Consider the following 16,861-nt stretch of genomic DNA (forward strand, 5'->3'; position numbering starts at 1 on the left):
CGCCGTCGCGCCGAGCAGCGGCAGCCCGACCGCCGCCGAGACGGCTGCGCCGGCCCGACCGCGCGGCCGGCGCGACGCCGCCCGCCGCGCCTCCCGCCGCGCGACCGCCCGGTGACCACCGCCGGTCCGATCGGCCCGGCCGTCCCGCGCGCCCGCGGTGTCCTCCACGCCCGCCGCATCCGGGCGTCGGGCCGTCCCGGCGGTGCCGCCGGAGCGCGTCCCCGCCTCCCGGTACGAGGTCCCCGCCACCTGTCCGGCCATGACCCACACCCCTTCCGCCGCGTCCGCGAGCCAACTTCTACAATCTTGTAGAACTGACCTGGAGCATACAAACCCACCCCCGCAAAGTCATCCGCACACCTCCTACCCGGTTCCCGAAACCGACGAACCGCCAGGTCAGCGGCGGCTAGGATGACCACGAACCGCGCTGAAGGAGCAGAAACGCCATCATGTTCGAGAACCTGAAGAACATCGCCGACAAGGCCACCGACCTCGCCCGCGAGCACAGCGGTGCCATCGGCCAGGGCCTGGACAAGGTCGCCGACGTCATCGACGGGAAGACCGACGGGAAGTACAGCGACAAGATCGACACCGCCACCGGCAAGGCCAAGGACTTCATCCGCGGTCTCGACGAGTCCAAGAAGCCCGCGGAGTAGGGCCGTCGCGCACGGGCCGTCGCGCACGGGCCGCCGGGCCGGGACCTCTGCCGCGAGGTCCCGGCCCGGGCCGCGTCAGGCGGAGGCGGAGGCCGTCCTGGCGATCCACACGGCACGCCAGGCGAGCGCGTCCGCGACGCCCTCGGCGATGGTCCGGCGCGGCTCCCAGCCGAGGAGTTCGCGCGCCGCCGTCACGTCGCTGTAGCAGCCGAGCACGTCACCGGGGCGCGGATCGGCCTCGCGGACGTCCAGTTCGGCGCCCACGGCCTGCTCGAAGGCGGTGACCAGCTCCCGGACGGTGGTGCCGTCGCCGGTTCCGACGTTGATGACGCGGTACCGGTCGGTGGCGGCGGGCTTGATCACCTCGTCGAAGCGGGTGAGCGCCGCGACGTGGGCCTCGGCGACGTCCTGGACGTGGATGTAGTCGCGGATGCCGGAACCGTCCCGGGTGTCCCACTCCACACCGGTGATGGTGAACGGGATGCCGGCGGTGTGGGCCTCGATCAGCTTGCCGAGCGCGTGGCTCGGGTGGAGGTCCTGGAGGCCGGTGCGCAACTGCGGGTCCGCGCCGACCGGGTTGAAGTAGCGCAGCGCGATGACCCGCAGCTCCTCGGCGCCCGCGCCGCGCGTCCAGTCCTGGAGGACCTGCTCCATCATCTGCTTGGTCCGCGCGTAGGGGCTGCTCGCGTCGACCGGACAGCCCTCGTCGACCCGGCCGTCCGGGGTCGGCGCGTAGATCGAGGCGGAGCTGCTGAACACCACCCGGGTACAGCCGTTGCGCTGGAGCGACTCCAGCAGCTCCACGGTCTTGCCCACGTTCTCGCGGTAGTAGAAGAGCGGCCTGGCGACCGACTCGGGGACGACGATGCGGGCGGCGCAGTGCACGACGGCGTCGATCTCGGGGTGGTCGGCGAAGATCCGGTCGACCAGCTCCGGATCGGCGATGTCGCCCCGGTAGAACACCCGGCCCTCGACGAACTCCGCCCTCCCCTTGGAGAGGTCGTCGAGTACGACCGGCGTGATTCCCCGGTCGAGCAGGGCGGACGCGACGGTGCTGCCGATGTAGCCCGCACCGCCGGTGATCAGGACCTTCCGCATGGTCGAACGCTCCCTGACTTCCGTTCGGACACCCCGTCGGCGCCCGATGGAAGTGGGGACGGCCCGTTCGCGCCCGGCGGTTCCCTCGCCCGCGCGGTCGCTGCCGCGGTGCGGGTCCGGCCCGTCGGCCACCGGACGCGACGGCCGGCTCAGGAACGCCGGGCGCGGCGGCGGAGCCGGAAGCCGGTCGCGACCAGGACGACGGCCGCGGCGGCGGTGCCGACGGCGGCCCAGGTCGCGGCGTCGGAGGCTCCGGCGGCGTCCGCGGGGTTCGCCGCGTCGCGGCGCTCGGGCAGGACGGCGGACGTGACCGGCGTGGCGCTCGCGGGCGGGGCGGGGACGGTGGCGGCCGCGGGTGCGGTGGTGGGCGCGGCCGTGGGTGAACTGGTGGGGACCGGCAGGGTCGGGTCGGAGATCACCGCCGCCTCGACGTCGAGTTCGCGCTCGCCGTGCCCCAGCGAGGGGAAGGCGCAGTCCACGGTGATCCGCCAGTGCCCGGCCGGCAGCAACTCCCGCGTGGTGTAGGCACCGGGGCGGCCGGGGACGGCGACCAGCCGCCACGGTCCGGCGGTCCGCCCGTCGGCGGAGGTCGCGGAGAGCGTTCCGGCGAACTCCTCGGTGACCGGGTCGTGGTCGTTCTCCCAGGTCGCCACGGCGGTGACGTGCCCGCCCTCCTGCCCGGCGACCTCCAGGCGAACGGTGTCGCCGTGGGCGGCGGCGGGGACGGCGGCGGGAGCGAGCACGGCCACCGCGGCGAGGGCGGCGGCGGCGAACGGACGGGTACGCATGGCAGGTTCCTCGTGGGGGACGGCCCGGGTCCGGCCGCCGCCGTACTGGTGGCGACCGGACCCGGGGCGGGTGGGGCGGGGCGGAACCGGCGGGACCGGCCGCCGGGGGACGGCTCCCGGGGAGCAGCACCTCCGTCGGGGCGGCCGTCCCGGTGGGGCCGGCGCGCCTCGGAAGGCCCGCCGGTCGGGAGGTCCGCCCCGTCGGAGAGGCCGGCTCCGTCAGGAGGTCTTCTGCAGCGCCCAGGACTGGTAGGCCTGGCCGTTCGGCTTCTGCAGTTCCAGCAGCCAACCGCCGTAGTACCAGCGGTTGCTGACACCGAGGACCAGCGTGGAGCCCTCGGCGCTCAGGGTGAACCCGCCACCCGACAGGGTGAACCGCCACTTCTGGCCCGCCGTGTCCGAGCAGGCCCGCTGCGCGAGGTACTGCCCGGCCACCGGGTCCCCGCCGAGCTGCAGGCACTTGTCGGAGCGGGCGGACTTGATCCGCAGCGCGCCGGAGCCCGCGTCCTCGAAGGTCCACTTCTGGTTGGCGTAGCCCGTGCGCTGGTAGGCGATGGCCACGGTGCCGTCGTTGAGCGAGCTGCCCCACAGGTCGGCGGCCTGACCGGTGAGCCCGTTCACCATCGTGTAGCGGGTGCCCGGCTGCGGCCGGCCGGCGTCGGCCGGAGTGCGGAAGGTGGCCGGGCGGCCGGGCTTGGAGACCGTGCCGCCGGCGTCCCGCACGGCCACCGCGACGGTGTACGAGGTACCGGGCGCGAGCCGGACCAGGCCGACCGCGGTGGAGCGGACGGTGCCGAGCGTCCGGCCGTCGAGCAGCACGTCGTAGCCGCTCGCGGAGGCCACCGCGGACCAGCTCACCATGACGGAGGACTGGGTGATCTGACTGATCGTCACATCAGGGCCGGTGGTACCGGCGGTGGGTGACGCGGTCGCGGTCGGCGTCGCCGTACCGGTCGGGGACGGGCTGCCGGTCGCGGTCGGCGAGGGGCTCCCGGTGGTGGTGGCCGTCGGGGTCGGCGTCGGGCCGCCGGTCGGGCTCGCGGTCGATGAGCCGGTGGGGCTCGGCGAACCCGTCGGGGTGCCGGTCGGCGAGCCCGTCGGCGTGCCGGTGGGCGTGCCGGTCGGGGACGGGCTGCGGGTGGGCGAGGCCGTCGAGGTCGGCGAGGCGGTCGGGGTAGGCGTGCGGGTCGGCGTCGGTCCGGGGTCCGGGTTCGGACCGGTGGAACCGCCGGCGATCAGGAAGCGGTTGCTGGCGACGTTCCAGTGCGTGGCGAGGTAGCTGCCTGCCGCCGGGCTGGTGTGGTAGTAGTCGTCGTGCCGGCAGTCCAGCCGCATGTCACTGGCGTTGTCCGGGCAGACCGTGCGCATCGCCGGGTAGTACGGGGTGTCCGAGTAGCACATCAGGTCCCACTCGTCGACGCAGTGGCCGCCCTTGCTGGAGTTGGGCGCGCTGTTGCTCACCGCGCCCAGGTTGTGGCCGAGTTCGTGCGCCGCGGTGTGGCCGCCCCAGCAGCCGGCGTCGGTCCGGCCGTACGAGGGGCCGAAGTTGCTCAGGTTGTCCTGTCCCGGCCGCTCGTCGCCCGCGAAGGTCCCGATCCCGCAGTAGACCTTCGCGTCGGCGAAGATCATGTACTTGCGGTCCTTGCGGTTGAGCCCCTGGGCGGTGAGCGCGCGGTTGCTGGTGTTGAAGTCCGCCATCTCGGCGTCGGAGATCTGCACGTTCAACACCGAGGCGGAGCAGTCGGGTTCGGTGACGAACCGGACGTGCCGGACCCCGCCGGTCTCCTGGGCGCTCGCGTTGTAGATGACGTCGACGTCGGCGGCCCACTTCTTGAAGGAGGCCAGGTACTGCGCGAAGCGGTCGCTGCCCGGCGTGTGGACGTACACCACCTGCACGCGGTTCCCGGCGCTGCCGTCGCCCTCGCACACCACGGCGGAGGCGGCGCCGGCCGCGGGCGTGCCGGCCGCACCCGAGCCGCCGGCCGCGGCCGGATCGCCCAGCAGCGCCTTCTGCGCGGCGTCGAGGACCGGCGTCGCGCCCTTCAGGAGGTCGGCCGCCGCGGGCGGTTGCGCATCGGGGGCGGGAGTCAGCACCGGCGCCTGGGCAACGGCGGCGGCCACCGGCGGAACGTCCTTGCGGATGTCCACGTCCTTCGGCGGCGCGTCCGGGCCGTGGCTGCAGAGGTCGCCGCCGGACACCTCCAGCGAGCCGGCGCAGCGGTCGCCGCCGGGCAGGGCCAGGCCCGCGTAGACCAGGCCTCGCTCCGGCTGGTCCTTGGGTATCTCCTTCAACGGCGCGGCCTTCTGCTCGCGCTTCGGGCCGGGCGCCCGGGTGGCCCCCTCGGCGGTGCCGGTCTCGCCCGGATCCCCGTCCCCGGCGACGGCTCCGACCGGGGCCGCCTCCGCCCGGTCGGCCGAACCGGCCACCGCCACGACGGTGTCACGGACGACCTCCGGCTCCATCGCCGTCCGGATGCCCAGCACACCCGCGACCAGGCCGGCCGTGACCGCCACGGCCACCAGTACCGTCCGCTTCCCCGCCCGCGTCCGCCGTCGACGGCGGAGCTCCGTACTCCGGTGCCCCATCGCGTGTCTCCTCTCCTCGTGCGTCGACCCGGCCGACCGCGTGGGGCGGCGGCCCGGGCCTTCCGACACTCCGGAGACCGGAACGGGCGGAGGCGATAACAGAAACCTCCTTTCGAAATTCGCGCGGGCGGTCGACACCGGCCCTCCCGTGCGCGACCCGTGAGGAACCGGAGGAGGACGCGGGTGGGAGCGGGTGGGGAGCGGGTCCGGCGCCGCGGTCGGCGCGTGCGGCCTGCCGGATCGACGGGCCGTCCGATCCTCCGCCCGGCGGTGCGACCGGTCGGCGGTGCGGTGTCGCAGCCCTGTCGGAGTCGCCCCGCACCGCCGACCGTCCGACGGTGCGTCCGCCGGGGCAGCGTCGCCGGCGGGGCGGAAGGCAGAGCCCAAGGACAGGGCGAAGGAGAGAGCGAAGGACAGGGCGGAAGGCCGAGCGGCCGCCGATCGAGGGGGGCTCTCGTGGGGCGCGGGAGGTGAACACGGCGCACGGCGATGCCGGGGAGCGCACTCGGGGGGTATGCGCTCCCCGGCGCGGGGAGGTGGCGGCCACCCCTGCCGGTCGTCCGCGGGCCTCGGACTCCGGCTGCCGTGACCGGAATGCTAGACCTGCCCGGGGTCCGTGGCCAGAGCCCTGACCAGCAAATTTCCCGCCCAGGACATGCCACTTGATCAGCTCGCACCACCCCGGTACGCCGCCTTGCCGGCCCGCCGCCGGGCGACCGCCCGGCGAACCCCGCGCGAACGGGGCGCGACCGTCACCGACGGTTCCCCGTTCGGCCACAATCGGCCGGATCCGACCGGTCGGCCGGTCGGATGTCCGGCGCCGACGCCACACCCGGCCGCACACCAGGCCGCCCGCCCGACCACACGTCCGACCACACGTCCGGCTCCGCACGCGGCTCCCCGGCGCACCCGGTCACCCGTCCGGCCGCACGCGGCGGAGCGCACCGCGGGCCACCGGGCACCGGCCACGCGCCGCCGTGGACCGATCCGGACCGACGTGGACCGCCCCGGACCGACGTGGACTCAGGCGGCCACGCCGAGCCGCTGCGCCGCGTACCCGGGGACGCCCTGGCGGTGCAGGGTGGCCAGGCTCGCGGCGAGCCGCACCGGATCGCCGGCCAGCCAGAGCCGGAGCGCGGCGCCCAGCGCCCCACTGGCCGGGCCCACCCGCAGCCCGCTGACCAGGGTGACCCGCTCGCCGACCAGCGGGAGCAGATCGGCGACGGGGCCCGGCAGCCAGAGCGTGACCGCACAGGGAGCGGGCCGGGAGAGCAGCCGCAGCAGGCCCGGAACCGCCGCCTCCCCGGGCAGGCCGGGAAGGACGGGCAGGGCGGTCGAGGATCTGGAAGCCGTCGCGCCCGCCCGCGCGTTCGCCCCGGGCAGGCCGGGCGAAACAGGCGGAACGGGGAGGCCGGGCCGCACGGGAGCCACCGGGAGGCCCGGCAGGGAGCGCGGGACGGAACGGGCGTGCAGGCTCGGGATGACGTCGAGCAGTCCGTCCACCACGACGTCCGACACGTCGGTGCCGTGACCTCGCGCCAGGGCACGCAGCAGGGCCCGCTCGGCCGCCGTGATCCGGACGGTCAGCATGACTTCTTCGCAGTCCATGGTCCCAGTTCCCGTCTTGAGCTCGTGGGTGCTCTTCGGTCGTGTCCCGGTCAGCCGTTGTCGATCACTACCTGCCCGTCAACGAGCCTCCGCTACCGGCGTGATCAAGCCATAGTGGCCGTCGTAGCGGCGGTAGAGTACCCGGCCGCGACCGTCCCCGGGATCAGTGTGGAAGACGAAAGGCCAGCACGTGAGCCAGAGTTGACGGGCGGCCTCGGGCAGGTCGAGCCGTGGCGCCGGGTGCGGGCTCTCCGTCAGCGGCAGCCCGGAGCCGCCGAGCCGCACGGTCGAGTGGGCCCGGACGAGCCGGAATCCGCCGTCGACGGGGCGGCGGTGGACCATGCTGTCCTGCCCCGTGAGCACGTCGGAGAAGAGGTGGAAGCGATAGTCCAGGGCGAGCATCTCGCGGACCGCCTGCTCGGGCGTGCGGCCGGCGAGCGGAACCGACTTCCGCCGGACGATCCGCCGTTCGGCCAGCGGGCGCGACGCGTACTGGGGGCGGTAACTGCTCTCGTGCTCCGCGGCGAGCCCGATCCGCCCCTGTTCGCGCAGCCGCACGGCCCGGCCGGCGAGCGTGCCGAGCGCCAGGTCGACCGCCTCCCGCACCGTCACGGCGGCGAGCTCCACCCGGACCCGGCCCACGTCGGCCAGCTCCACCGAGGCCTGGGCGACGGCGGGCCTGGTCACCGAACGGCCGCCCGGCCGGGCGAGCCGGAGACGCGTGCGGTGCGCGTCCGGTCCGAGGTCCGCGAGCAGCGCCAGCGACCGCGCCCGCGCGTACTCGGCGTCCTCGCGCGGCAGTTCGCCGCGGATCTCCACGCGGACGTCGAGGGCCAGCCGGTGGCGCAGACGGTTCATCAGGGATCCTCCTTGGCTCCGCACCATGCTGGACCTGCGCACCCCCTCCCGCCGAGGGCCGAAAGGCCCTGCCCGCGGGGCAGGGCGACCCGGGCCCGGCAGGCCCGTCGGACCGGGCCGGAAGCGGGCTCCGGACCGGTCCGGGCGGGCGCCCGCCGGCCTTCCGCCGCCACGCCGGCACTCCACCGATGGAGTGATCCGGGCGAATACGGCGCAACGCTCGCGGGACCGGCGCGTTTCCTATGGCGTGCGCCCTCTCGCAGCGGCGCGCGCGGGGGCCTGCGCCGATGGCCCCCGGATCACGGCTGTCGCGGTGGCGGCTCCGGTGGTACCGCAGCGCCGGGCCGGCACTCCGGGCCGGCACCTCGGTCGGTCGCGCCGGTCCGTCCCGCCGGTCCAACTGGTGAGAGGTGATGTCATGAACCTGATGAACGAAACCCACAGACCGCCCGCCCCGCCCAGAACGTCCCCACCGGGAACGCGGCCCGTCGTTCCGCCGCTCGCACCCGGCGCGCTGCCCGGCCTGGGCCACGCACCCGCGCTGCTGCGCGACCCGCTCGGCTTCCTCGGCTCGCTCGCCCGGTACGGCGACGTCGTCCGGATCCGCCTCGGCCCGCGCACCGTCTGCGTCGTCACCGACGCCGGGCTGGTCCACACCCTCCTGGTGGCGCTCGCCCACGACTGCCCGCGCGGCGCCGTCCAGGACACCCTCAAGACGGCGTTCGGCGACGGCCTGCTGATGTCCGAGGGGCGCGCCCACCGCGACCGCCGCCGGATGATCCAGCCCGCCTTCGGCCCGGACCGGATGGGCGAGTACCTCGCGGTGATGCACCAGGTCACCGAGGAGCGGGCGGGGCGCTGGCGGCCCGGGCAGGTCCTCGACGTGGCCAAGGAGATGAACCACCTCGCGCTGGAGATCGTCACCCGCGCGCTGTTCGACGCCCGGCTCAGCGAGGACGCCACGCTGGCCTTCCACCGGGCCCTGCCCGACATGGTGAAGGGTCAGATCGTCCAGTCGCTCTACCCGCACCCGGCGCTGGCGCGGCTGCCGCTGCCGGTCAACCGGCGTTTCGAGGCCGCCGTCCGGGTCCTCAACCAGGTGGTCGACCAGGCGATCGGCCAGGCACCCGCCGCGACGGCCGGCCGCGCGGGCTGTCCGGTCGGCCTCACCGCAGGAGGGCGCCAGACCCTGCCCGCACTGCTGCGCGCCGCCGCCGACCCGGCCACCGGGCGACCCCTCACCGAGGCGGACGTGCGGTCCGAGGCGATCACCATGTTCGGCGCCGGTACGGAGACCGTCTCCACCACGCTCACCTGGCTGATCGACGAGCTGGTGCGGCACCCGCGGGTCGAGGCCCGCGTCCTCGCCGAGCTGGACGAGCACCTGCCGGCCGGCACCGCCCCCACCCCGGAGGCGCTCGCCCGGCTCCGCTACACCCGCGCGGTCACCCAGGAGGTGGTGCGGCTGCACGCGCCCAACGCGTTCCTGATGCGCACCGCGCGGGTGCCCGTCGAGCTGGGCCACTACCGGATCCCGGCCGGCACCGAGCTCCTGTACAGCCTCACCGCACTCCACCGCGACCCGGCGCTCTACCCGGAACCCCTGGCCTTCCGGCCCGGACGGCACGAGGACGGCGGCACCGGCCCGGGCGGGCCGGCCGCACGCCAGGCGTTCGTGCCGTTCGGCGCGGGCAAGCACAAGTGCATCGGCGAGGCCTTCGCCTGGGCGGAGCTGACCGTGGCCGCCGCCGCGATCCTCCGCCGCTGGCGGCCCACGGCCGTCACGGGGTCCCGAGCCCGCGAGGTGGTCTGGACCACCGTCCAGGCCCAGGGGCTCCGCGTCCGGCTCGCCCCGCGCGGCGGCCCCGCCCCGCACACCCCGGGCACCCACCGCACGCCCCCGGCCCGCGAGAAGACGCCCGGCCGGTGTCACCTCCCCGGCAAGGGCAAGGGCCCGCGGGCAGGCGCCGGGGCAGGAGCGGGCACAGGGACGGGTCGGCGGCCGGGAGGATCCGGCGCGGACCGGCCGGCTCCCGCCGCCGACCCGGTCGCGGGCACCCGCCGCACCGCCCCCGCCCGCACCGCATCCGCCCGTACCGCACCCGTCCGCTCCACGCCCGCCCGCACCACGCCCGTCCGCTCCACGCCCACCGCTACCGCGTCCGTCCTGACCGTCGCCACCCCGGCCACCGCCGTCCCCCGGCCCGCCCCGCCGGTGCGCCCCGGGCCGTCGCCCACCGCCGCGGCGACGCCCCCCGCCCCCCGCACCCCCGGCGAACTGCGCGCCGCCGCCGCCCGCCACACCGGCTGGACCCTCGCCCACGGCCTGCTGACCCCGCCCGACCTCCGCCGCTACCAGACCTACGCGCTCCCGGAGCTGATCGGCCACTCCTACCCCCGGGCCAGGGGCGCCGAACTGGACCTGCTGGTCGACGTCCTCGGCTGGTTCACCATCCTGGACGACCGCTTCGACGGCCCGCCGGGGCGCCGTCCCGCCGAGGCCCGTGCCATCGTCGGCCCGCTGCTCGGCGTCCTGGAGGGCGGCCCCGCGCCCGCCGGCCTCCCGCAGCCCCCGCTGCTCGGCGCCTGGCGGGAGCTGTGGCAGCGTCAGGCCGCCCCCATGTCGCAGGCCTGGCGCGACCGCGCCGCCGCCGAGTGGCGGGCCTGCCTGGAGACCTTCCTCGCCGAGACCGCCCACCGGGCCGCCCGCACCGTCCCCGATCTCGCCGAGACCGTGCGCCTGCGCCGCCATGCCAGCTGCCTCTACCCGTTCATGGGCATACTGGAGCGTGTCCACGGCGCCGAGGCGCCCGCCGGGCTGCTCGCCGAGCCCGAACTCCACCGCCTGCGCGCGAACACCGCCGACATCGCGACGCTGATCAACGACCTGTACTCGGCGGACCGCGAGGAGCGCCAGAACTCCGCCGCGTTCAACACCGTGCTCACCCTGCAACGGGTCCGCGGCTGCACCCGCAGCCGGGCCGCCGCCGCGGTCCGCGCCCGGATCGACCGGCTGACCACCGAGAGCGAGGCCCTGCGCCGCAGGCTGCTGCGCCGCCATCCGGCCGGTCACTGGTACCTGGACGGCACCCGGGAGCTGGTCGAGGGCGTCTACGCCTGGACCAGCACCAGCCGCCGCTACGGCGGGGAGGGCGGCAGCCGGTGACACCCGGCGGCGGCCGGCCGGCGACCCCGCGGGTTCAGCACCCGCCGCGGGGCCGGCACCGGCCGCCGCCGACCGGTGCTCCCACCCGCCGGCCCGCTGCCGCGGCCGCCGCACGCGAGGGTCCCGGGGTCACTTCCGGTCGCCGAGCGCGAACAGCAGGAGCACGAAGCCCGCGAAGAGGTGGGTGGCGAAGATGTAGATGCCCGCGCGGATCAGCATGGCCCTGCGCCGCGCCCTCTCCTCGGCGGTGCCGTCTCCGGTGCCCTCGCTCATGGCCGGGTCCTCCTTCGGTCGGGCGGGCCGGTCGGGCCGCGCGGACCCGCCGCTCATCCGTTCCTCCCCGGTGTGGCACGGGACTCGGGCGCCCGCAGCTCGGTGAGCAGCGCACCCTGGTCGGTGATCAGTTCGGTGAGGATGCGCCGGGCGGCCCGCAGCAGCTCGGCGACGTCCGGGGTGCTCAGCGCGTAGAGCACGGTGTTGCCCTCGCGGGTGGCCGTGACCAGCTGGGTCCGGCGCAGCACCGCGAGCTGCTGGGAGAGGTTCGACGGCTCGACCTCGATCTCGGTCAGCAGCTCGCGCACCGGGCGCGGGCCGTCCTGGAGCAGCTCCAGGACGCGGATCCGGACGGGGTGCCCGAGGGTCCGGAAGAATTCGGCCTTGGCCTGGTACAGCGGGACCGGCATCGTCCGCTCTCCCCGCGGGTCGGTGGGTGGTTCGCCCACCGGCGGCCCGGGGCCGGGGCGGGCGCGGGCCGGGGCGGCCCGAAGCATCATCCTCGTAGATGAAGAATTCTTCAAGCCGTCATGACGTCCCACCGGGAACGGGCGAACGGGCGAACGGGCGACCCGACGGCCCGGCGGCCCGGCAGAGCGACCGGAGCCGCCGCAACGGGAGGGAACGGGACGGGCCCGGGGTCCGCCGACCCCGAGCCCGCACCTGTCGCTAACGCCCGATCAACAGGGCACCACGACGTCGAGGGTCACCGGGGACGGGCCCCACGGGTAACCGGCCACGCTGAAGCTGCCGTGCACCGTGGACCCGCACGGCACGGTGCCGCCGACCCCGGTGACCTTCACCGTGCTGGCGGTGAAGCGGGTGTAGCCGCTGACCGAGCCGAGCGAGGCGCCGCCCACGATCTGGCCGGAGAGGCCGGTGATCAGGTCACGGGTCTCCAGCGGCGGGCCGCCCGGGCTCGGCGGGCCGGCCAGGGAGATCCGGCCGTACAGCTGCACGTCGGTGCCGGTCACGTCGGCGCAGACGGCGGTCCACACACCGGCCTGCAGGCCGCCGTAGCCGCAGGTGGTGACCGTGGTGGTGGTGGTCGTGGCGCTGCTCTGCGCCGCGCCCGCCTGGGTCGGGACCGCCAGCAGGGCCGCAGCGCCGGCGGCACCGGCCGCTATCCGGGTGAGTCGGTTCATCCGCATAATTCCGCTCCTCCTCAATTCGTCAGTCTCTGCACCGCAGAGCACTTCATGTGCCACATGTGACATTTCACATGTGGCATGCGGCAACCCTGACACAGGATTCGAATGCGCCGCAGCCCTTCAGACCCGAAGATCACCTTTCAGACCGGAAACCGGCCTTCGATGGCGCGATCACGGCTCGACCTCGCACGTCACACCCCACCCCGCACACCTCGGGCGTCACACCCGGGCCGGCCGGCAGGGCGCGGTGCCGCCGCTTCGGCACCGGGCACTGCCGGCCGGCCCCCCACCGCCGGGGCCGCTACCTCAGGGGCAGCCGCCCGGCGCCCAGCCCCTGCGCGCTCTCGATCGCCATGTCCATGTACGCGAGGGCGTGCGCCCGCCGGACGAACGGGTTCGGGTAGAGCGAGCGGTGCCGACGGCCCTCGCGGACCCGCAGGCACTCGTCCACGATCCGGTGCCACCGGCCGTCGAAGGCCTCCCGGGCGTACTCACCCGCTCCGCGCTTCGACGTGATCCGCCCGGTCGCCAGCGTGTAGTGCAGCCGGCTCACCCCCAGCACGCCCCAGGCCGGCCCCTGCCCGCCGAGGCAGGCCAGCCCCGGTCTCGTGGTCAGCCGGGAGGCCCGCCGCCACCACGGGCGCCAGTACTCGCCCAGGTTCCCCGCCGTCCAGAGGGCCAGCTCCCCCGGGTCGGTGTCGATCATCAGCTCCTGGGCGCGCGGTCCGCAGAGCGTCACGCCGTGGTGCGCGAGCGTGTGCCAGAGCACCGGATTGCGGTCGGACCGCACCCGGTGACGGACCTTCCCCTCGAACGCGTGCGGACCCGGCGCGGCCTGCGAGGGCGCACCCGCCAGCTCGTCCCAGGTCAGGTAGGGCCCGTCGAAGAACGGTCGCGGGTACTTGGCCGCGAGCAGGGCGTGGGCCCGCTCCAACCCGGCGAGCTGGTCCACGCCGACCGGATCGGCGGACACCGCCACGAAGTCGATGTCGCTCCGCTCGGGGTGGAAGTCGTCCAGAGCGGTCGAGCCGGTCAGATAGAGGCCCTCGACCAGCCCGGGTGCGGCTGCGTCGACCAGGGACAGATAGGCGTCAGCGATCTCGTGTACGAGTGGGTGCACAGTCACGGCCGCAAGCCTGCCATCCGGATGACCCTCCGTGTCCGTTCGTTTCCGCTTTGGGTCGGCGCGTGTTGATCGGACGTGCACCGTCTTCGCGCCACCCTCACCACCTTTCGCGCCAGCCTTCTCGCCACCCTCGCCACCCTCGCCACCCTGGGGTCGGCGGTGGCGGCTCCGGCACCGCCGACCCTCCTCGGCCAGGAGGTCCGCCGGCTCCCCGTCGAGGAGCGGGTCGTGGCGCTCACCTTCAACGCGGCCTGGGACGAGACCGGCCTCGCCGCCGTCCTGGCCACCCTGCGCGACCGGTCCGCACCCGCGACCTTCTTCCCCACCGGCCAGTACGCCGAGCAGCACCCGGGCGCCGTGCGCGCCGTCGCCGCAGCGGGCCACGGCCTCGGCAACCACTCCTACAGCCACCCGCACTTCACCGGCCTCCGGCCCGACCGGGCCCGCGCGGAGGTGCTGCGCGCCGACGCCGCGATCCGCGCCGCGGCGGGGGCCGAACCGCTGCCGTTCTTCCGCTTCCCCTACAGCGAGACCACTCCGGAGGCGATCGCCGGGGTCAACGCCCTCGGCTTCGCCGACCTCGAATTCACCACCGACACCAACGGCTACCTCGGCGTGTCGGGTGGCATGACGATCAGCCGGGTGGTCGAGCGCGCCATGGCGGCTCTCACGCCGGGCGCTCTCCTCCAGCTCCACGTCGGCAGTGCGGAGGACGCGCCCGCCGCCGACCGCCGCTGCCTGGACGCCGAGGCCCTCCCCCTGATCATCGACGCGGTCCGCAGCCACGGGTACCGCATCCTGGACCTGCGCGAGCTGCTCGGCGACGGGTGAGCCCGCCACCGGGCCGCCCGGGTGCGAGGGCGCGGCGGTGCGGCGGCGCGGTGACCGGTGGTCAGGGAGCAGCGAGCGAGGTCCGCAGGGCGTCCACCCGGCCGACGGCCTCCGTGAAGGCGGCGCGGTCGAGGCGGCCGTCGTCGAGGGCGGCGGCGAGGGCCTGGGCCGCCACGTCGCCCTGGTGCACGTCGCGCGCCGAGCAGAGCAGGAGGTCCATCCCCGCCTCGGCGGCGGCGAGGGTCCGGGCGGCGGTGTCGCCGAAGGCGGCGAGCGCCCCGGCCTCCAGGGCATCGGTGACGGTGACGCCCTCGAAGCCGAGCCGGGCGCGCAGTTCCCCCTGGACGACGACGGACGAGAGACCGGCCGGGCGGCCGGGGTCGAGGGCGGGGTAGACGGCCCAGGAGGTCATCACCAGGCGGACGCCGGCGGCGATCGCCGCCCGGTACGGCGCCAGGCCGCGCTCCCGGAGGTCGACGAGCGAAACGGGCAGGGTGACGGGGCGCTCGTCGGTGTTCTCCTCACGGGCCGCGGCGCCCAGACCGGGGAAGTGCTTGGCGGTGGCCGCCACCCCGAGGGCCTGCTGCGCGGCGAGGTACGCCGCCCCCAGCTCCCCGACCACGGTGGGGTCCTGGCTGTAGGAGCGCTCGTGGTGGTCGATGAAGTTGTCGGGGGCGTCGTAGACGTCGAGGACGGGTGCGAGGTTGACGTTCAGCCCGGCGGCCGCGAGGGTCTGCGCCGCTCCGGTGCCCGACCGGGCGGCTTCGGCCGGCGGATCGGCGGCCAGTCCGGTCCGGCGGGCCGAGAGTTCGGGCGCACCGGGGAGCCGGCGGATCTTGCCGCCCTCCTGGTCGGTCATCAGCAGGAGCGGGGACCCGCCCGGGGCCTCGGCCGCCGCCTGGCTCAACTGCCGGACGGCGGCCTGGAGCTGGGCCGGGGAGGCGGCGTTCTCCTTGAACAGGATGACGCCGGCCGCCCGGCCCTCCCGGACGGTCTGGAGCAGGGCGGGCGGCGGGATCGGCCCGGGATAGGAGTAGACGACCCGCCGTCCGGCGAGCGTGCGGGAATCGGTGGTGCGCACTGGTGTGGTCCTCTCCGTGGAAACCGGCTCCACGGCGGCATCCGCCATGGGTGCCGCCCGCTCGGCGGCGGGGCTCGGCGGCGGGACGCTGCGGACCGGACCGGGCCGGACGGCCGGCACGACCGTGGACAGGGCGGTCAGCAGCAGAGCCAGGACCGTGACGCGGACCGTGCTGCGGGGCGTCGGCATCCGGCCTCCCTAGGTCAGGGGTTCGGCGATCTCGATGCGCTCGGCGGGGTCGGTGCGGTCGCCGGGCACGGCGTGACCACCGCGTACGGCGGATCGTGACGGCCGCACACGGCAGGTCGCCGGGCCGGGCCGGCCGCGCCCGGACGCTCGTCCTCGGCTGGGCGGCCGACCCGGTGCGACACCAGCAGCCTCCCCCCGGGAGCGGTCACTCCGCCTCCCGGAGCAGCCGTCCGAGGACGGCCACCCCCTCCTCGATCTCGCCGGGCGTGCCGGCCGCGTAGCCGAGGACGAGCCCCGGCGGGTGCGGCAGCCGGGCGTGCCAGGAGAGCGGCTGCAGCTTGACGCCGTGGGCGAGCGCCGCCGTGGCCAGTTCGGTGTCGGTGCAGGCGAGGCCGCCCGGGAAGGTGAGCAGCAGGTGCAGTCCGGCGGCGGCGCCGTGCACGACCGCGCCGGGGAGGTGGGCGCCGATGGCGGCGACCATCGCGTCGCGGCGGCGCCGGTGGCGGGGGCGCAGCAGCCGCAGGTGGCGCTCCAGCTCACCCGATTCCATCAGCCGGGCGAGGACGAGCTGCGGCAACGCGGCGTTCCCGAGGTCGGCGAGGCGCTTGGCGTCGATCAGCCGGTCCCGGTAGCGGGCGGGCGCGATCATCCAGCCGGTCCGCAGGGCGGGGGCGAGGAGCTTGGAGACACTGCCCAGGTAGAGGACCCGGTCGGGGAGGACGCCGTGGAGCGCCGGCACCGGCGGGCGGTCGTAGCGGTGCTCGGCGTCGTAGTCGTCCTCGATCACGAGCCCGCCGTCCGCGGCCCACTGGAGCAGCTCCCGCCGCCGGGCACCGCCGAGCACCACCCCCGTCGGGAACTGGTGGGCGGGTGTGAGCAGCACGGCGCGCGCCCCGGTGGCCCGCAGCGCGTCGACCCGGATGCCGTCGGCGTCGACCGGGACGGGCGGGGTGGCGGTGATCCGGTGGCGGAGGTGCTGGCGGGTGCCGAGCGAGCCCGGGTCCTCCACGGCGACGACGTCGAGACCGTCCGCACGGAGCACCTCGCCCACCAGCGCGAGCGCCTGGGCCGCGCCGGCGACGACGATGACGTCGTCGGGGTCGGCGTGGATGCCCCGGTTGCGGCCCAGCCAGCGGGCGACGGCGTGGCGGAGCGCGGGGGTGCCGCGCGGGTCGCCGTAGCCGAACTCGTCGGCGGCGAGGCCGGCGAGGACCGCCCGCTCGGCCCGGAGCCAGGCGGTACGGGGGAACGCGGCGAGGTCGGGGACGCCCGGTGTGAGGTCGATCCGGGAGGGTGCGGCGCGCAGGCCGTCGAAGCTGGCGGGGACGGGCGCGCCGTCGAACAGGGTCGGGCGCTCGGGTTCGCGCTCCGGCGCCGACGGCGGTACCGGTACCGGCCCGGCCGGGGCGGCGGAGGCGACCGGGGCGGCGGTGCCGGTCCGCGGGCGGGC

At 75.7% G+C, this 16,861-nt stretch carries 14 protein-coding genes; 3 read left to right on the top strand and 11 right to left on the bottom strand.

The window, feature by feature from the left end; genetic code table 11:
• Window positions 1–449 precede the first annotated feature (449 nt).
• A complete protein-coding gene (locus ABZY91_RS37715; RefSeq protein WP_329881263.1) occupies window positions 450–656 on the top strand; it encodes an antitoxin in 207 nt (68 codons plus the stop codon).
• Between the two features lie 75 nt (window positions 657–731).
• Here ABZY91_RS37715 and galE read toward each other — a convergent pair whose 3' ends face one another.
• From galE to ABZY91_RS37740, 5 genes are all read right to left on the bottom strand, one after another.
• A complete protein-coding gene (galE, locus tag ABZY91_RS37720; protein WP_355408240.1) occupies window positions 732–1,754 on the bottom strand; it encodes a UDP-glucose 4-epimerase GalE in 1,023 nt (340 codons plus the stop codon).
• 149 nt (window positions 1,755–1,903) lie between these two features.
• Window positions 1,904–2,542 carry a hypothetical protein gene (locus ABZY91_RS37725; protein WP_355408242.1) on the bottom strand — a complete coding sequence of 213 codons (639 nt, stop codon included), beginning with the start codon at window positions 2,540–2,542 and terminating at the stop codon, window positions 1,904–1,906.
• 219 nt (window positions 2,543–2,761) lie between these two features.
• Complete coding sequence (locus tag ABZY91_RS37730; protein WP_355408244.1) at window positions 2,762–5,128, bottom strand: RICIN domain-containing protein; 2,367 nt, start codon at window positions 5,126–5,128, stop codon at window positions 2,762–2,764.
• 1,023 nt (window positions 5,129–6,151) lie between these two features.
• Entirely contained in the window at window positions 6,152–6,736 is a 585-nt protein-coding gene (locus ABZY91_RS37735) for a hypothetical protein (RefSeq protein WP_355408246.1), read from the bottom strand.
• 78 nt (window positions 6,737–6,814) lie between these two features.
• Window positions 6,815–7,594, bottom strand: coding sequence for a sigma 54 modulation/S30EA ribosomal C-terminal domain-containing protein (locus tag ABZY91_RS37740; protein WP_355408248.1), 780 nt, complete (start codon window positions 7,592–7,594; stop codon window positions 6,815–6,817).
• A 418-nt stretch (window positions 7,595–8,012) separates the two neighbouring features.
• Between ABZY91_RS37740 and ABZY91_RS37745 the strand changes: the two genes are divergently transcribed.
• Window positions 8,013–10,760, top strand: coding sequence for a cytochrome P450 (locus tag ABZY91_RS37745; RefSeq protein ID WP_355408250.1), 2,748 nt, complete (start codon window positions 8,013–8,015; stop codon window positions 10,758–10,760).
• Window positions 10,761–10,889: 129 nt separating this feature from the next.
• Here ABZY91_RS37745 and ABZY91_RS37750 read toward each other — a convergent pair whose 3' ends face one another.
• From ABZY91_RS37750 to ABZY91_RS37765, 4 genes are all read right to left on the bottom strand, one after another.
• Window positions 10,890–11,033 carry a DUF6126 family protein gene (locus ABZY91_RS37750; RefSeq protein WP_355408252.1) on the bottom strand — a complete coding sequence of 48 codons (144 nt, stop codon included), beginning with the start codon at window positions 11,031–11,033 and terminating at the stop codon, window positions 10,890–10,892.
• Between the two features lie 53 nt (window positions 11,034–11,086).
• The gene (locus ABZY91_RS37755) at window positions 11,087–11,443 is read right to left on the bottom strand and encodes a metalloregulator ArsR/SmtB family transcription factor (RefSeq protein WP_355408254.1); all 357 of its coding nucleotides are present in this window, start codon (window positions 11,441–11,443) and stop codon (window positions 11,087–11,089) included.
• Between the two features lie 270 nt (window positions 11,444–11,713).
• Window positions 11,714–12,178, bottom strand: coding sequence for a hypothetical protein (locus ABZY91_RS37760; protein WP_355408256.1), 465 nt, complete (start codon window positions 12,176–12,178; stop codon window positions 11,714–11,716).
• Between the two features lie 307 nt (window positions 12,179–12,485).
• Window positions 12,486–13,310: an aminoglycoside adenylyltransferase domain-containing protein gene (locus tag ABZY91_RS37765; RefSeq protein WP_355408258.1), complete on the bottom strand. Its 825-nt coding sequence runs from the start codon at window positions 13,308–13,310 to the stop codon at window positions 12,486–12,488.
• Between the two features lie 75 nt (window positions 13,311–13,385).
• Between ABZY91_RS37765 and ABZY91_RS37770 the strand changes: the two genes are divergently transcribed.
• The gene (locus ABZY91_RS37770; RefSeq protein WP_355408260.1) at window positions 13,386–14,141 is read left to right on the top strand and encodes a polysaccharide deacetylase family protein; all 756 of its coding nucleotides are present in this window, start codon (window positions 13,386–13,388) and stop codon (window positions 14,139–14,141) included.
• Window positions 14,142–14,202: 61 nt separating this feature from the next.
• Here the strand turns inward: ABZY91_RS37770 and ABZY91_RS37775 are convergent, their stop codons facing one another.
• Complete coding sequence (locus tag ABZY91_RS37775; RefSeq protein WP_355408262.1) at window positions 14,203–15,411, bottom strand: glycoside hydrolase family 3 N-terminal domain-containing protein; 1,209 nt, start codon at window positions 15,409–15,411, stop codon at window positions 14,203–14,205.
• A 205-nt stretch (window positions 15,412–15,616) separates the two neighbouring features.
• Window positions 15,617–16,861: PLP-dependent aminotransferase family protein (locus ABZY91_RS37780; RefSeq protein ID WP_355408264.1), on the bottom strand; the 1,245-nt coding region annotated here is incomplete at its 5' end.

The organism is Kitasatospora sp. NPDC002965 (assembly GCF_040611255.1).
In the GTDB taxonomy this organism is placed as follows: Bacteria; Actinomycetota; Actinomycetes; order Streptomycetales; family Streptomycetaceae; genus Kitasatospora.

Bases quoted from the DNA above. Each gene is read 5' to 3' on its own strand.
- ABZY91_RS37715 (WP_329881263.1), top strand. From the start codon at position 450: ATGTTCGAGAACCTGAAGAACATCGCCGACAAGGCCACCGACCTCGCC.
- galE (WP_355408240.1), bottom strand. From the start codon at position 1,754: ATGCGGAAGGTCCTGATCACCGGCGGTGCGGGCTACATCGGCAGCACC.
- ABZY91_RS37725 (WP_355408242.1), bottom strand. From the start codon at position 2,542: ATGCGTACCCGTCCGTTCGCCGCCGCCGCCCTCGCCGCGGTGGCCGTG.
- ABZY91_RS37730 (WP_355408244.1), bottom strand. From the start codon at position 5,128: ATGGGGCACCGGAGTACGGAGCTCCGCCGTCGACGGCGGACGCGGGCG.
- ABZY91_RS37735 (WP_355408246.1), bottom strand. From the start codon at position 6,736: ATGGACTGCGAAGAAGTCATGCTGACCGTCCGGATCACGGCGGCCGAG.
- ABZY91_RS37740 (WP_355408248.1), bottom strand. From the start codon at position 7,594: ATGAACCGTCTGCGCCACCGGCTGGCCCTCGACGTCCGCGTGGAGATC.
- ABZY91_RS37745 (WP_355408250.1), top strand. From the start codon at position 8,013: ATGAACCTGATGAACGAAACCCACAGACCGCCCGCCCCGCCCAGAACG.
- ABZY91_RS37750 (WP_355408252.1), bottom strand. From the start codon at position 11,033: ATGAGCGAGGGCACCGGAGACGGCACCGCCGAGGAGAGGGCGCGGCGC.
- ABZY91_RS37755 (WP_355408254.1), bottom strand. From the start codon at position 11,443: ATGCCGGTCCCGCTGTACCAGGCCAAGGCCGAATTCTTCCGGACCCTC.
- ABZY91_RS37760 (WP_355408256.1), bottom strand. From the start codon at position 12,178: ATGAACCGACTCACCCGGATAGCGGCCGGTGCCGCCGGCGCTGCGGCC.
- ABZY91_RS37775 (WP_355408262.1), bottom strand. From the start codon at position 15,411: ATGCCGACGCCCCGCAGCACGGTCCGCGTCACGGTCCTGGCTCTGCTG.